The sequence below is a fragment of the Brevibacterium sp. UCMA 11754 genome, assembly GCF_021532275.1.
Lineage (GTDB): Bacteria > Actinomycetota > Actinomycetes > Actinomycetales > Brevibacteriaceae > Brevibacterium.
Window position 1 is genome coordinate 79,696 of the sequence record NZ_JACBOT010000013.1, and the last position, 13,271, is coordinate 92,966.

The following is a 13,271-nucleotide window of genomic DNA, read 5'->3' on the forward strand; positions in this document are numbered from 1 at the left end:
CTCCATGTCACCGTCGTGGTGTCCTAGTCTCCGGTGGCTCCGTCGATGCTTTCGCGGATGAGATCGGCGTGGCCTACGTGTCGAGCGTATTCCTCGATCATATGGATGAGCACCCACCGAACGTTGAACCGCTCGCCCGAGGACGGTTTACGTGCCATGAGCGTATCCAAGTCATCGATGCCAGCGAGGATTTCCCGCGACTGGTCACAGGCCCTGTCATGCAGACTCAGCAGGTAATCGGGCGTGTCCTCGGCTGCGCTCTCGAAGTCCCAGTCAGGATCGGCCTTCCAGTCAATGCTCGCCCACGGTTCAGAAAGCTCCTGGTCCAGGATGTCCTCGACGAACCATGATTCTTCGACCAGGCTGAGGTGCTTGATGATCCCGCCCAGCGTCAGCGGCGATGCACCGACCCGACGGTTGAGGTCGGCCGAGGCCAGCCCTTCGACCTTTCTGCGCAGCACCGCACGATAGTAGTCGAGGAACTCTTCCAGCCCCTGACGCTCGTTCGGTGCTTCGGTCGGGTCTGTTGGCCGCGGGCTCATGCTCATATTTCGCCCTGTTCGTTCGGTGTCTTCCGACCGATGTCGAAGACATTTCCTTCGGGGTCTTTCAGCGTGGTCCATTCGATGCCGAACTCGGCAAACGATTCAACTTTCTCGGCCCCCAATGCCACCGCACGGTCGACATCGGCGGGATAGTTCGGGTCATCGAGATCGATGTGCAAGGGGTTCTTTCCCTCGCCGCGTTCCTCGACCTTGAGGAAGAGCATGCCGGGAGTCGTCGATTCGCCACTGTGGACGCCGCCGATGCTGGCGACGAATTCGTTCGCGCCGTCATCGAGTTCGGCTTTGAGGAGTTCGGCCCAGAATACCGACTGGGCTTCGACGTCTTTGCAGTCGAAGGTGATGCTCAGCGAGGACAGAGACGCCATGGCTGGTGGTCCTTTCGTAGTGATGTCAGTTTGACCTCACACTCTAGACGCAGGTTGTGACTCGGCGCGGGCCTCCCGACATACTTCAGCTCTCAACCTCGCGGCTGTCGTGCCAGCTGCCGGGACTGGGCGACCAATCGGCCGGCGGAGTCCCAGAGCTCACAATCTTCTTCGAACATGCCGCCGGCGATGTTACGCGTGTACAGCTTCGCCCTGATCCAGCCTGGAGCTGGAACGGCACGAAGATGAGCGGTGAGCTCCATGGTCGGGGCCCAGTTGAAGCGGCCCAGATCGAACATCACCGGCGGGAACGCGTCAAGGAATGCCAGCAGCGCCAGCGAGTCTGGTTCGGTCCCGTCAGCCAAGCGGATCCAACCCTGGAGCAGACCGCGGCCACTGGGTCGACCAGCTGCGAAGCCGGCGGTCTCGGGATCGAGTCTCATATCGTAACGTTTGACCAAGGGAGCGGACTTGACGAAGTCTCCGGGTGCCTCGGCGATGCTGATGCACTGATCCGGGTCCGGCAGCTCTGGTGGGCTGGCTGTGGTCGCGACATCGTCAGGCAGATCAGCGAGGCTGCCCATCGTCGCCAGGGCGGTGATCGTCGGTGCGTCGTTCTGGGACAGATCAACGGCGAAGGTGGCACTGGATCGGCCCTCGCGGATGAGTCGCGTCGCGATGTCGGCTCGGCCGCCCTGGCTGGGGCCCAGGTAGTAGGTCGAAAGGACCAAAGGGTCAGGAGCCTTCGGGCTGTTGCTCCGCAGGGCCTGCGCGGCAATGCTGAGGAGGTATCCGCCGTTGACCGCGCCGGCGACACTCCACTCTCCGTCGAGCTCAGCGCTGAAGCTGGTATCCGACTCGCGTTTGACTGCAATGGCGGAGGCGAACTCGCCCAGGGAAGATTCGCCCGGATTCTTCTGACTCATGTGACACACATTACCAAGGACTGAACAATCGTCCGGTCAGTGAGGTTTGTTGACCTGTCGTTCATTGCCGCGGCGGTAGTTCCCGGTGACACGCGCAAGCAGCTGCTGATCGGATTCGTCGCTGGCACCGAGCTTGGGAATCAATGCAGATGCCTTCTTGCCGCCAAGCTCCATCACGGTTCGGCCGTTGCGCGTAATGATGAGCATGCCGGATTTCGTAATGCGGTAGTCGAATGGGTCATCATCGAGGCCCATCGCTGTCACTCCCCTGTCATCACGTATCCCGTTAGCCTGGTGACCATGAGCATATCCTTGTCACGCCTCGATCCCAATGGTGCCGATCGTTCCGAACTCATCGATTTCTTCACCAGCAATGATTTTCCCTTCCACGTCCGCCCTGAGCGATGGACTGCTGCCGGGGTCGAAGAGCGGATTGAATCCGGTGCTTTTCGCAGTGATGACTACGACACTTTCTGGCTCCAGCATGAACAGTTGGGCAACCTCGGCATAGTGCGACTCGAAGACCTCACTGAAGACACACCTATGTTCGACCTGCGGTTGGCAACGGAGCGTCGCGGGCAGGGACTCGGCACCGAGTGCTTGCGGACCGTCACTGATCATGTGTTCATGACCATGGACGTCGATCGGTTCGAAGGCAATACTCGCGATGACAATATCGCCATGCGTGCCTTGACGCGGTAGTTCTGACCATGAGACGAGTGCCCCTGATCGGAAGACCAGGGGCACTCTTATGAACTCTCAGACGATCACTGGCTGATCGGGTGAGCTATGTTCAGTTCTTCTTGTTCCGACGCATGGTCAGGACAACTGCGCCTCCACCAACAACGAGGAGTCCGGCACCGGCAGCAAGGCCGGTCAGTTCAGCACCGGTGCGAGGCAGATCAGATCCACCGTCTCCACCGTCACCGTCGTCGCTTCCGCCGCCGTTGCCATCTTCATCGGCAACTACGGTGAACGAGCCGGCAAGAGCCTTCTCTTCATCCGTGTCGTTGGCTCCGGTCACCTGCACGTCGTACTTGCCCAGGTAGGCCGAAGGATCGGATGCGTTGGTTCCGTAGATCGAGAAGGCGGCGACACCGTTTTCGTTCGCAGTCTCGTCGAGAGTGATGCCCTCAACATTTTCCGGACCGGCGACAACCTCGAGAGAGACCTTTTCGCCCTCTTCGAAGCCCTCGACCGTGATCTGCACACCCTTGTCCTTCTTCACGAAGTCAGAAGCAGCAACTTCCTTGGGCTCGATGGAGATCTTGCGCTCGGCCGGTGCCTCGCCGTCCTTCGATCCGTCGGAATCAGCGTTGGATTCTGCATTCTTAGCGTCTGCAGCTGCGCCAGCGTCAGCCTCTGCACCAGCGTCGGCTTCAGCACCAGCATCGGCTTCTGCACCTGCATCGGCATCGGCGGTTGCACCGTCGGTGTCGGCGTCTGCTTCGTCAGCAGCAGCTTCCACGGTCACGGTGAACGAGGTTGCCTTCGAGGTACCGGCGTCAGTGGTAGCGGTAGCGGTGTAATCGTACGTACCGGTTTCCGAAGGTGCTTCTGCCGTGAAGTTGCCCTCGGCGTCAGCCGTGACTGTCACAGAACCTTCGGGTGCAGCGTGTACCGCGACAGCCTTCTGAGTACCGGACGCGGGCTTCCAGTTCAGCTCGACCTTGGCATTGGCTTCGGTCTTACCGGTGATCTGTCCGCCTTCGTCAACCTTCTGGTCTTCGACGACTGGGGCATCGGGTGCTTCCGGAGCGTCGGCATCCGCGTCAGCGTTTGCGTCGTCACCGTCGGCAGCGGCTGCCGCATCTGCATCCTTGGCGTCCGCACCAGCATCTGCGTCAGCGTCCTTGGCATCCGCGCCTGCATCAGCATCCGCGTCATCGTCGCCCGGAGGCTCTTCATTCGGATCGGTGAGCTGGAAATCCACGCCCGATTCCGCGATCGAGTGGTCAAGGTCAGCAACCCAACCGAACTGTTTGCCGCTTCCGTCGCCCATCGGGCCTCCGCCGGAGATGACACCGACCGCAGTGTCACCCTGGAAAACTGCACCGCCGGAGTCGCCCGGCTGTGAGAATGGGTCAGACTCTGGAGAGGTAACGCCGAATCCATGTACCCAGTATCCACTGATGCTAGCGAAATCGAACTTGGCGTTGTACTCGGCGTAGACGTCGCCATCGGTCAGGCCTGTCGTACGACCGGACTTCTGGATCGTTCCGTCCTTGTGAGCACCCACCTTGCTGATCTCAGTCGCGAGGCTCGTGGACAGGTCGTCGGAGTCAGCGCTCAACCAATCGGTCACACCGTTCTTCACACCGTACTTCGACTTGTCAACGTTGATGACCGCGAAGTCGATGTCGCTGCTCTGAGCGTTGGCGAGATCTTCCGAGTTCTCGTGCTGACCACTCTCACCGAAGCTGGTGAAGTCCCACTTGCCAAGGACACCAATTCCTGTCAGCTCAGATTTCTCTGATTTGTTTGCGGGAGCCGTCGACGGCCGCTCGGTGTCGTTGACGGTGCTGTCACCGGTGATTACTGCGGTGTCCGGGTCCATGAGCTTCGAACAGTGGCCCGCGGTCAGTACGACAGGATTGCCGTCGCCGTCCCACCCGGAGAATCCGGTCGAGCAGACTCCGCTCGGTGCGCCGCCGGCTTCACCGACCGTGTAGCCAGCGCCACCAACGACGTCATTGCCAGCGTACGCCTTGAGTTCCTTGATGCCCTCGGTGAAGTTGACGTTGTCATACTTCTTCTCGAGGTCCTTCATCTCCGCGGTCTTCTTCTCAACACCGAGATTGAGCTCTCCGCCCTTTGCGCCGTAGGCATTTACGCCTTCGATGTCAGACAGTGCCTTCTGGACCTGAACATCGTTCTGCACATCCAGCTTCTGCGGGCCGTCGGCCAGCGCAGGGGACGCGACGAACGCACTGCCGAGACCGAGCGCCGCTGCGGCGGTCAGTGCCAGCGAACTCTGCACGAGTTTCTTCTGCATACGTTTCCGTTTCTCTTATCAGGAGGTTGCAATATCACAACTTGATGACCTTGGTCACGATAAGGTTACGACCTGCATACAGCGACTACCAAGAAAGTAGACAACAAACTGTGAACTAAATGAACGAAACAACAGATGTTGCTGAAATGATTTGCTGAGCCACTGGGCGGCTCGTTCTCACCAGATTCCTCGGTCTAGCCACAGACACTCGAGCGCCCCCGGTCCGTAGACCAGGGGCGCTCGAGTGAACTCTCAGACGATCATGTGCTGACCGTGTGAGTCATATTCAGTTCTTCTTGTTCCGACGCATAGTCAGAACGACTGCAGCTCCACCAACAACGAGGAGTCCGGCACCGGCAGCAAGGCCGGTCAGTTCAGCACCGGTGCGAGGCAGATCGGATCCACCGTCTCCACCGTCACCATTGCCGTCGTCATCACTGTTACCGTCATCGCCGCCGTCGTTTCCGCCGCCGTTGCCGTCTTCATCTTCGACAACGTTGAAGGAACCGGCAAGAGCCTTCTCTTCATCGGTGTCGTTGGCTCCGGTGACGTTCACGTCGTACTTGCCGAGGTAGACCGAAGGATCGGCTTCGCTCGTGCCGTAGATCGAGAAGGCAGCTGCACCGTTCTCATTTGCGGTCTCATCGAGGGTGATGCCTTCGACGTTCTCAGGACCGGAAGCCACCTTGAGAGACACCTTCTCTCCCTCGTCGAAGCCCTTGACCGTGACGGTCACGCCCTTGTCTTCCTTCACGAAGTCAGAAGCGGCGATTTCCTTGGGGTCAACGTTGATCTCACGCTCGGCTGGAGCAGGAGTCTCGGTCTCTTCCTTTTCAACTGTGACCTGGAATTCGACAGGCTCGGATTCCTGTCCCTCCACAGTGGCAGTTGCAGTGAAGTCGTATTCACCCTCGGCCTTGGGGCCCTCGACTGTGAAGTTGCCGTCCTTGTCGGCCTTGACCGTCTCGGATCCGTCTTCAGCGGCCTGGGTGCCCTTAGCGGCTTCCCACTTGACCTCAACCTCGGCGCCAGCCTCGGCCTTACCGGTCACATCGCCCGTGGGCTCGATGGTCTGGTCTTCAGCCTTGGGTGCTGCCGGAGCCTCAGGGGTCTCGTCGCCTGGCTTCTCAACCTGGAAGTCGACACCGGACTGCTCGAGCGAGTAGTCGAGGTCGGCAACCCAGCCGAACTGGGAGCCATCAGCTGCAGGTCCGCCTCCGGAGATGACACCGACAGCGGTGTCGCCCTGGAAGACGGCGCCGCCGGAGTCGCCCGGCTGCGAGAACGGATCGGACTCAGGTGAAGTCACACCGAAGCCGTGAACCCAACGCCCACCCACGTTCGAGTACTCAAATGGGTACTCTTCGAACGGAATGACGTCGCCTTCGGTCAGACCGGTCGTACGGCCGGACTTCTCAACGGTGGTTTCCTTGTGTGCGCCAACCTTTGCAATGTCGGTGGCGAGGCTCGTCGACAGGTCGTCGGAGTCTGCACTCGACCAGTCGGTGACGCCGTTCTTGACGTTGTACTTTTCCTTGTCAACGTTGATCACAGCGAAGTCGATGTCGGTGGGCTTCGGCTCGGTCCAGTCATCGCTGGGTCCCTCGAGGAGATCGCCGCTGCCGTAGCTGTGGTAGCCCCACTCGCCCACGACACCGAGGCCAGATGGCTTGAATCCTTCGCCGCCATTGGCTTCTGCGATGGAAGGCTTCTCAGTTTCGCCGATTTTCGAATCACCGTTGATCTCGCCGGTGTCTTCAATGACCTTCGAGCAGTGTCCTGCGGTCAGCACGACAGGGTTACCATCGCCGTCCCAGCCGGAGAAGCCGGTGGAGCAAACGCCGCTGCCTGCAGGTGTGTTGGCCTGGTAGCCAGCCCCGCCGACAAGGTCCTTCTTGGCGTAAGGCTTGAGTTCCTTGATGCCGTCGACAATGTTGACGTTGTCGAACTTCTTCTCGAGGTCCTTGATTTCGTCGGTCTTCTTCTCAACACCGAGGTTGAGCTTTCCACCCTTGGCACCGTAGGCATTGACACCCTCGACGCCGGACAGTGCCTTCTGCACCTGCGCGTCGTTCTGCACATCCAGCTTCTGCGGGCCGTTGTCGGCCATGGCAGGGGATGCGACGAACGCACTGCCGAGACCGAGCGCCGCGGCGGCGGTCAGTGCCAGCGAACTCTGAACGAGTTTCTTCTGCATACTCTTAGGTTCCCTTGATCGGATTCACTGTTGCGTTTGCCTGTGCTCTCTTCGACCCAACATTCGAGCGGACGTTTCTGAGAACAGTCTTTCAACCACATGAAAGGTTACGGTTTGGCAACGATGGGAAGCAAGCACAATGGGTGTTGCTGGTGAACACAACTTACAAAACCTGAATTGACACCCAACTCGCCATATTCTCCATGATGCGCTCAAGGCTGGCCGTTATGATCGGTGCATGCTCAACCTCACTGACAACAGACCTTCAGCTACGTTCAGACGTGTGATCGGAGTTGCTGTTCTCGGCCTCATCCTGCCTCTTGCCGCGTGCGGGACAGGCTCCGAGCCCAGCGAACCGACCAGCTCCGCACCCACAGAATCCAACACGCCCTCTGAATCGGCCGATTCTGCGGCCCTTGATCCCACCGGAAAATGGACCTCTCCTGAAGCTGGAGATCCATATCTTGAGTTCTCCGAAGACGGACAGGTAGAGGGAACCGATGGCTGCAACGCAATCAAGACAACGTGGGAAGTCGATGGGGACAAAATCCTCATCTCCTCATTCACCACGACCCAGAAAGCATGTGCGGGCGTGGACACATGGCTGTCCAAAGCATCGTCGGCAACTGTCGAAGGCAACGTCATGAAGATCTCCGACGCCAGCGGGAAGGTCGTCGGCGGACTGGAGAAGGAAGACAAATGAGCAATCCAGTCAACGGCAAGTGGATCAGCACAAAGGATGGGTCCTCAGCGTTCCTCCAATTCGAGGAGGACGGAACGTTGACCGGCAGCGATGGCGGAAATCGGATCTCGACCACTTGGGGAGCGGAGGAGCCAGGAGCGGTCGTCAAACCCTTCGCCACCACACAGCGTGCCGTCATGGGGATGGAAGCCTGGGTAGGACGGGTTCACCGGGTTGAGGCCGAAGGTGACGTACTCACCGTCTTCGACCACAGCGGCAACCACCTCGGCGCGCTGACTCGAGCCGCCGATACAGACGAACCCGACGAAGGACGTTAGATGGCCGGCGGTCTGTTCGCGCTCCTCGATGACGTAGCGGCACTCGTCAGACTCTCGGCGGCGAGCCTCGATGACGTCGCTGCGGGCGCTTCCCGGGCAGGAGTCAAAGCCGCAGGCGTAGTCGTCGACGATGCGGCAGTGACGCCGAAATTCGTTGAGGGCGTCAACCCGAAACGGGAACTGCCGATCATCAAGCGCATCGCCTTCGGTTCGCTGATCAACAAGATCCTCATCATCCTGCCGATCATCCTTCTGCTCAGCGAATTCCTCCCCTGGCTGTTGACTCCGCTGCTGATGGTGGGCGGCACCTATCTGTGCTTCGAGGGCGCGGAGAAGATCTTCGAGAAGTTCGGATGGATCGAACACCACGAAGAACCGAAGAAGGAATCCAAACACGGCAAGAAGAATGACGGCGACGCTGAGAAGAAGATCGTCCGCTCAGCCATCACCACTGACTTCGTGCTCAGCTGCGAAATCATGGTCATCGCCCTCAACGAGGTAGCCAGCGAGGACCTGCTCCCACGGGCCATCATCCTCGTCGTCGTGGCCCTGGCGATCACCATCGGTGTCTACGGTTCTGTAGCCCTCATCGTAAAGATGGACGACATCGGTCTGCACATGGCGCAGAAGGAGAAGCCGAGCACACAGAAGTTCGGCCGGTTCCTCGTCAAAGCGATGCCCAAGCTCCTCGGAGGCCTATCAGTCATCGGCACCTTTGCCATGCTGTGGGTCGGTGGACACATCATTCTTGTCGGTACGGACGAACTCGGATTCCATGCCCTCTACGATTTCGTCCACCACCTCGAAGAGCCAGTGGCCGCGGTCGCCGGAGTCGGCGGATTCCTCGGCTGGCTGGTCAACACGTTCTTCTCACTCATCCTCGGCGCCGTCTGGGGAGGAATCGTGGCTGGTATCGCTATCGGCCTCACCGCTTTGCTGAAGTCGGGAAACAAAGACGACAATGAGCCCTCCGTCCGGGACACGAAGACGGACAATGCGACGACGAGCGACACGAAGACAAACTATGCGAAGTCTCCTGCGGACACGGTCTCGCCTGCCAATCACGGGGCAGGACCTAAGCCGACCTACGCACCCGGCCAGGCCAAAGATGCCTCGGACAGCTGAGTCCTATTTCTCCAGCACGTCTTGGATGTCGCTTTCGGTCATGAGCCAGTCGAGGCTGGCCGGGCTGGCACTGTTGATCGCAGTCGTGAAGTCAGCGCCTACGAACTTTGCGGTTCCGTTTTTCACTGCGGGTAGAGAGTCGAAGCTGGGGTTGTCTTCGACCGTCGACCTCGCGTCGTCGCCCATGTCCCAGATGAAGAGGAAATCGGCATCGAGCTGGTTCAGCTCTTCGGCCGAGAGTGTGAACTTGTTGACCTCTTCGGGAGTCTGATGCTGCCCCGGTTCCAGTCCGACGAGCTCGAGCGGGGCAGCATTACCGAAATAGATGCCATCGGCACGAGGCGAGATGACCTGATAGGTCTTGCCCGCCACACCGAGGTCTTGTCCCATTGTCTTCATCGACTTCTTCGTCGTCGCGATGATCTCATCGACCTCGCCCTTCTTGCCCAGAGCCTCACCGACGACTTCTGCGCTGACGTCCCAGTCGGGGTTGGTCGATTCCGACTTCGGCACCACTACCGGGGCAATATCGGACAGCTGGTCATATACCGCTTTGTCGGTGACGTTCCAAGGGGTGGCGAATATGACATCAGGTTCGTACGACGCCACCTTCTCCACGTCGACCTCATAGGTGTCGCTGACCAGAGAGTCGTCTGCGACATCGTCGAGAACCCCCTGCTGCCAGGCGTTGAGTTGATCGACGCTTGTGGCCACGGCAGCCGGGGTCGTGCCCAGTTGCGCAGAGACGTCCGCCGAGGGTGTGTTGAGTGCGACCACGTTCTTCGGGTCTGCCTGAACCTCGACCTCACCCTTAAGAGTGTCCACCGTCACCGGTGTGACCGATCCTGTCTCATTCTCTCCCGACGAGCCGCTGGAGGCAGGCGCCGAGCAGCCGCTGAGGACCAATGCCCCCGTGGCCAGAGTTGCAACGACGATGTTGGCTCTCTTCATGATGTGCTTTCGATCGGACCAGCAGTTAGAGGGGACCAGCCGGTAGTGGAGATCAGCAGCTAGTGGGGCTCAGCGATCAGCGAAGGTCTTCTTCGGCTTGCCCGGAACGATCATGGGTGCACCGGTGACGGGGTCGTCGATGACAGTGCAGTCGATGCCGAAGACCTGGTGAACCAGTTCTGTCGTGATGATCTGGGCCGGGGCACCCTGGGCCACGATCGCGCCGTTCTTCATCGCGATGATCTCATCGGCGTAGCGGCACGCCTGGTTGAGGTCGTGTAGGACTGCGACAAGGGTGTGGCCGTGTTCGTGATTCAGCTGAGCGAACAGGTCGAGTAGGTCGATCTGGAAGGCCAGATCCAAGAACGTCGTGGGCTCATCGAGGAGCATCAGAGGCGTCTCCTGCGCCAGGACCATCGCGACCCAGACCCGTTGCCGCTGGCCCCCGGAGAGTTCGTCGACCTGGCGGGAGGAGAGCTCTTCGGTGTTCGTTGCACGCAGTGCCGTCAGCACGGCGACCTCATCCTGTTCGGTCCACTGTTTGAGGAACGACTGATGTGGGTGACGTCCGCGAGCCACGAGCTCTGCCACTGTGATGCCGTCGGGTGCGATCGAGGTCTGTGGGAGGAGCCCCAAGCGCTTGGCGATCTGCTTCGTCTTCAACTTCGCGATGTTTCCGCCATCGAGGAGCACCGTGCCCTTCGTCGGCGTCATCAGCCTGGCCAGTGCCCGCAGCAGAGTCGACTTGCCGCAGGCATTGGGGCCGACGATGACGGTGAACTTGCCCGGTGCGATCTCCACGTCGAGGTCGGCGATGACGTGCCGCTGGTCGTAGGCGAGATCGAGATTGCGGGCGGCCAGCGGAGCCGGAGCCGAAGCTGCTGTGTCCGTTGACCTCGTGTCGGTCGTGTCCGGCGTCGTGTCAGTCGTATCAGGTGTGATGCTCATTGTGCCTTCCGAGCTTCTTGGATGAGGAGCCAGATCAGGTAGATGCCGCCGATGCACACGGTGACGACTCCGACGGGAAGTTGGGTCTCGCCCAAGGCATGCTGGGCGATGAGGTCAGCAGCGACGAGCAGAAGTGCTCCGACCGCCGCAGCTGAAAGCAGGCTGGTGCCCTGGGATTTCGCGATTCTGCGCCCGATCTGCGGGGCGGCAAGTGCGACGAAGGCGATCGGTCCCGCGGCGGCGGTGACGACGGCGACGAGAGCTACGGCCACCAGGATGAGACCGGCGCGGACCGGTTCGTTGCGCACGCCGAGCGCCTTGGCGGTGTCATCGCCGAGCTCCAGGGTTCCCAGACCACGTGAGAAGAGCCCACATCCCAGCCCCAACAGCACCGTGCCGATGGCGGCCGGAAGCAGTGTCGACCAGCCCATGCCGTTGAGTGTTCCAGCACCCCAAGTGGCTGCGGCCATGGCGAGGTCGAGGTCAGCGCGCATGATCAGCCAGGTGTTGAAGGCGTTGAGCATAGCGGTCAGGGCGATGCCGACGATGATGAGTCGGAAGCCTTGGACGCCGCCCTTCCACGTCAGAAGGTAGACCACGACGGCGGTGAGTAGGCCGCCGATGATCGCGCCGAAGGCGGTGGAGATGAAGCTGGAGCCGAAGACGATGATGGTGACGATGCCGCCGGTGTAGGCACCGGTGGAGAAGCCGATGATGTCGGGGCTGCCCAGCGGGTTGCGGGTCAGTGATTGGAACACCGCGCCCGAGATGCCCAGGCCGGCGCCGAGGACGATTCCGGCGATGATGCGCGGTGCCCGCCATTCGGCGACGACGGTGTTGACGATGCGCCTGTCGGCCTGTCCGAACAGCCCCTGGAAGACTTCGCCGGGGGTCAGTGAGAACTCGCCGAGCAGCAGCCCTAGGAATCCGCAGGCCAGGGCCAGGAGAGTGACGATCCCGGCTGTGACGACGACGCGCAGATCGATGCGGAAGCCGAGGACTCGCAGCATGGGGCGACCGAAGTTGATCCGCTCCCCCGGCAGAACGCGGTGTCCTGGAACGAGCACGGGGGCGTCACCGATCGGTGCGTTCGATGTCTTCACAGTCCGCTCGCCTTCTTTCTGCGAACGAGGGCGATGAGCACCGGTGCGCCGACGAAGGCGGTGACGACGCCGACCTGGAGTTCGCCCGGTTTCATCACCACGCGTCCGAGCACATCGGAGACGAGGAGCAGGATGGGCGAGAGAATGACGGAGTAGCCTAAGATCCATCTCTGGTCGGGGCCGACGATCCAACGGGCAATGTGGGGAATCATGAGCCCGATGAAGCCGATGGGCCCGGCGGCAGCGGTGGCGCCGCCGGCGAGGAGGGTGACGGCGAGAATGGTGATGATGCGGGTGCGGTTGACCGAGGTGCCGAGGCTGGCGGCCAGATCGTCGCCGAGTGCCACCGCGTTGAGCGAGTGGGCCAAGAACAAAGCGAGTACGATGCCGACGATGATGAATGGGGCGACCGCAGAGACCGTGTCGAACCCGCGGCCGGCGATGGCTCCGACGTCCCAGGCGCGGAAGGCATCGAAGGCTCGTTCGTTCGTGAGCAGGATTCCTTTGGTCAGCCCGGTCAGCACTGCGGCGACCGCGACTCCGGCCAAGGTCAGGCGGATCGGATCGACGCTGTGGTTCCTGCCCGAGGAACCGATGATGTACACCCCGGTCGTGGCCACGAGAGCACCGAGGAAGGCGAACCAGATGTAGCCGTTGATCGACGTGATCCCGAAGAACCCGATGCCGACGGCCACTGCGAAGGAGGCCCCGGCGTTGACGCCGAGGATGCCTGGATCGGCAAGAGGGTTGCGGGTCAGCGCCTGGATGAGCCCTCCGGCCAATCCCAGCCCCATGCCGACGAGGATGCCGAGCACGGTCCGCGGGTAGCGCAGTTCGAGGACGACCAGCTGGTCGTCGCTGCCGCTGGGGTTGAAGAACGCTCCGAGAACTTCCGAGATCGGCATGTCCCGGGTGCCGATGGCCAGCGATGCCAGCACCACGACGATCAATGCCAGAATCGCGACGACGAGCCCGACGGTTCTTTTGACCTTCAGAGCCCGACTCGCCTTCTGGCCGTTCACCTCAGACGGATTCGCCGAGGCGGTGGTGGCGAGACCGGTCATCGGAGGGTTCC

General features: G+C 60.9%; 13 protein-coding genes. 4 read left to right on the forward strand and 9 right to left on the reverse strand.

Annotation, left to right across the window (positions count from 1 at the left end; translation table 11 throughout):
- Window positions 1-23: 23 nt before the first annotated feature.
- The 3 genes from HX613_RS07825 to HX613_RS07835 all read right to left on the reverse strand — a co-directional run bounded on the left by HX613_RS07825 (window position 24) and on the right by HX613_RS07835 (window position 1,857).
- Window positions 24-542, reverse strand: coding sequence for a DinB family protein (locus HX613_RS07825; protein ID WP_235344824.1), 519 nt, complete (start codon window positions 540-542; stop codon window positions 24-26).
- 2 nt (window positions 543-544) lie between these two features.
- Window positions 545-931, reverse strand: a complete 387-nt coding sequence (locus HX613_RS07830) for a VOC family protein (protein WP_235344825.1) — start codon at window positions 929-931, stop codon at window positions 545-547.
- Between the two features lie 92 nt (window positions 932-1,023).
- The gene (locus tag HX613_RS07835) at window positions 1,024-1,857 is read right to left on the reverse strand and encodes a thioesterase family protein (protein WP_235344826.1); all 834 of its coding nucleotides are present in this window, start codon (window positions 1,855-1,857) and stop codon (window positions 1,024-1,026) included.
- Window positions 1,858-1,896: 39 nt separating this feature from the next.
- On the opposite strand from HX613_RS07835, the gene HX613_RS22575 reads away from it, so the two are divergent.
- The gene (locus HX613_RS22575) at window positions 1,897-2,559 is read left to right on the forward strand and encodes a GNAT family N-acetyltransferase (RefSeq protein WP_235344827.1); all 663 of its coding nucleotides are present in this window, start codon (window positions 1,897-1,899) and stop codon (window positions 2,557-2,559) included.
- A 91-nt stretch (window positions 2,560-2,650) separates the two neighbouring features.
- Here the strand turns inward: HX613_RS22575 and HX613_RS07845 are convergent, their stop codons facing one another.
- Both HX613_RS07845 and HX613_RS07850 read right to left on the reverse strand, forming a co-directional pair.
- Complete coding sequence (locus HX613_RS07845; RefSeq protein WP_235344828.1) at window positions 2,651-4,852, reverse strand: S1 family peptidase; 2,202 nt, start codon at window positions 4,850-4,852, stop codon at window positions 2,651-2,653.
- Window positions 4,853-5,138: 286 nt separating this feature from the next.
- A complete protein-coding gene (locus tag HX613_RS07850; protein WP_235344829.1) occupies window positions 5,139-7,049 on the reverse strand; it encodes an LPXTG cell wall anchor domain-containing protein in 1,911 nt (636 codons plus the stop codon).
- A gap of 238 nt (window positions 7,050-7,287) precedes the next feature.
- On the opposite strand from HX613_RS07850, the gene HX613_RS07855 reads away from it, so the two are divergent.
- From HX613_RS07855 to HX613_RS07865, 3 genes are read left to right on the forward strand one after another with little or no spacing between them, the layout of a single operon-like run.
- A complete protein-coding gene (locus HX613_RS07855) occupies window positions 7,288-7,752 on the forward strand; it encodes an META domain-containing protein (protein WP_235344830.1) in 465 nt (154 codons plus the stop codon).
- Window positions 7,749-8,069 carry an META domain-containing protein gene (locus HX613_RS07860; protein WP_235344831.1) on the forward strand — a complete coding sequence of 107 codons (321 nt, stop codon included), beginning with the start codon at window positions 7,749-7,751 and terminating at the stop codon, window positions 8,067-8,069. Before HX613_RS07855 ends, HX613_RS07860 begins: the two co-directional genes overlap by 4 nt.
- The gene (locus HX613_RS07865; protein ID WP_235344832.1) at window positions 8,070-9,194 is read left to right on the forward strand and encodes a DUF808 domain-containing protein; all 1,125 of its coding nucleotides are present in this window, start codon (window positions 8,070-8,072) and stop codon (window positions 9,192-9,194) included.
- A gap of 3 nt (window positions 9,195-9,197) precedes the next feature.
- Here the strand turns inward: HX613_RS07865 and HX613_RS07870 are convergent, their stop codons facing one another.
- The 4 genes from HX613_RS07870 to HX613_RS07885 form a co-directional block, all read right to left on the reverse strand.
- Window positions 9,198-10,145: an ABC transporter substrate-binding protein gene (locus HX613_RS07870; RefSeq protein WP_235344833.1), complete on the reverse strand. Its 948-nt coding sequence runs from the start codon at window positions 10,143-10,145 to the stop codon at window positions 9,198-9,200.
- Window positions 10,146-10,214: 69 nt separating this feature from the next.
- The gene (locus HX613_RS07875) at window positions 10,215-11,093 is read right to left on the reverse strand and encodes an ABC transporter ATP-binding protein (RefSeq protein ID WP_235344834.1); all 879 of its coding nucleotides are present in this window, start codon (window positions 11,091-11,093) and stop codon (window positions 10,215-10,217) included.
- The gene (locus HX613_RS07880) at window positions 11,090-12,196 is read right to left on the reverse strand and encodes a FecCD family ABC transporter permease (protein ID WP_235344835.1); all 1,107 of its coding nucleotides are present in this window, start codon (window positions 12,194-12,196) and stop codon (window positions 11,090-11,092) included. The genes HX613_RS07875 and HX613_RS07880 overlap by 4 nt, the downstream gene beginning before the upstream one ends.
- A complete protein-coding gene (locus HX613_RS07885; RefSeq protein ID WP_235344836.1) occupies window positions 12,193-13,260 on the reverse strand; it encodes an iron chelate uptake ABC transporter family permease subunit in 1,068 nt (355 codons plus the stop codon). Before HX613_RS07885 ends, HX613_RS07880 begins: the two co-directional genes overlap by 4 nt.
- Window positions 13,261-13,271 lie beyond the last annotated feature (11 nt).

Excerpts from the sequence above, each read along its gene's own strand:
- HX613_RS07825 (WP_235344824.1), bottom strand. The coding sequence starts at position 542 with ATGAGCCCGCGGCCAACAGACCCGACCGAAGCACCGAACGAGCGTCAG.
- HX613_RS07830 (WP_235344825.1), bottom strand. The coding sequence starts at position 931 with ATGGCGTCTCTGTCCTCGCTGAGCATCACCTTCGACTGCAAAGACGTC.
- HX613_RS07835 (WP_235344826.1), bottom strand. The coding sequence starts at position 1,857 with ATGAGTCAGAAGAATCCGGGCGAATCTTCCCTGGGCGAGTTCGCCTCC.
- HX613_RS07845 (WP_235344828.1), bottom strand. The coding sequence starts at position 4,852 with ATGCAGAAGAAACTCGTGCAGAGTTCGCTGGCACTGACCGCCGCAGCG.
- HX613_RS07850 (WP_235344829.1), bottom strand. The coding sequence starts at position 7,049 with ATGCAGAAGAAACTCGTTCAGAGTTCGCTGGCACTGACCGCCGCCGCG.
- HX613_RS07855 (WP_235344830.1), top strand. The coding sequence starts at position 7,288 with ATGCTCAACCTCACTGACAACAGACCTTCAGCTACGTTCAGACGTGTG.
- HX613_RS07860 (WP_235344831.1), top strand. The coding sequence starts at position 7,749 with ATGAGCAATCCAGTCAACGGCAAGTGGATCAGCACAAAGGATGGGTCC.
- HX613_RS07865 (WP_235344832.1), top strand. The coding sequence starts at position 8,070 with ATGGCCGGCGGTCTGTTCGCGCTCCTCGATGACGTAGCGGCACTCGTC.
- HX613_RS07870 (WP_235344833.1), bottom strand. The coding sequence starts at position 10,145 with ATGAAGAGAGCCAACATCGTCGTTGCAACTCTGGCCACGGGGGCATTG.
- HX613_RS07875 (WP_235344834.1), bottom strand. The coding sequence starts at position 11,093 with ATGAGCATCACACCTGATACGACTGACACGACGCCGGACACGACCGAC.
- HX613_RS07885 (WP_235344836.1), bottom strand. The coding sequence starts at position 13,260 with ATGACCGGTCTCGCCACCACCGCCTCGGCGAATCCGTCTGAGGTGAAC.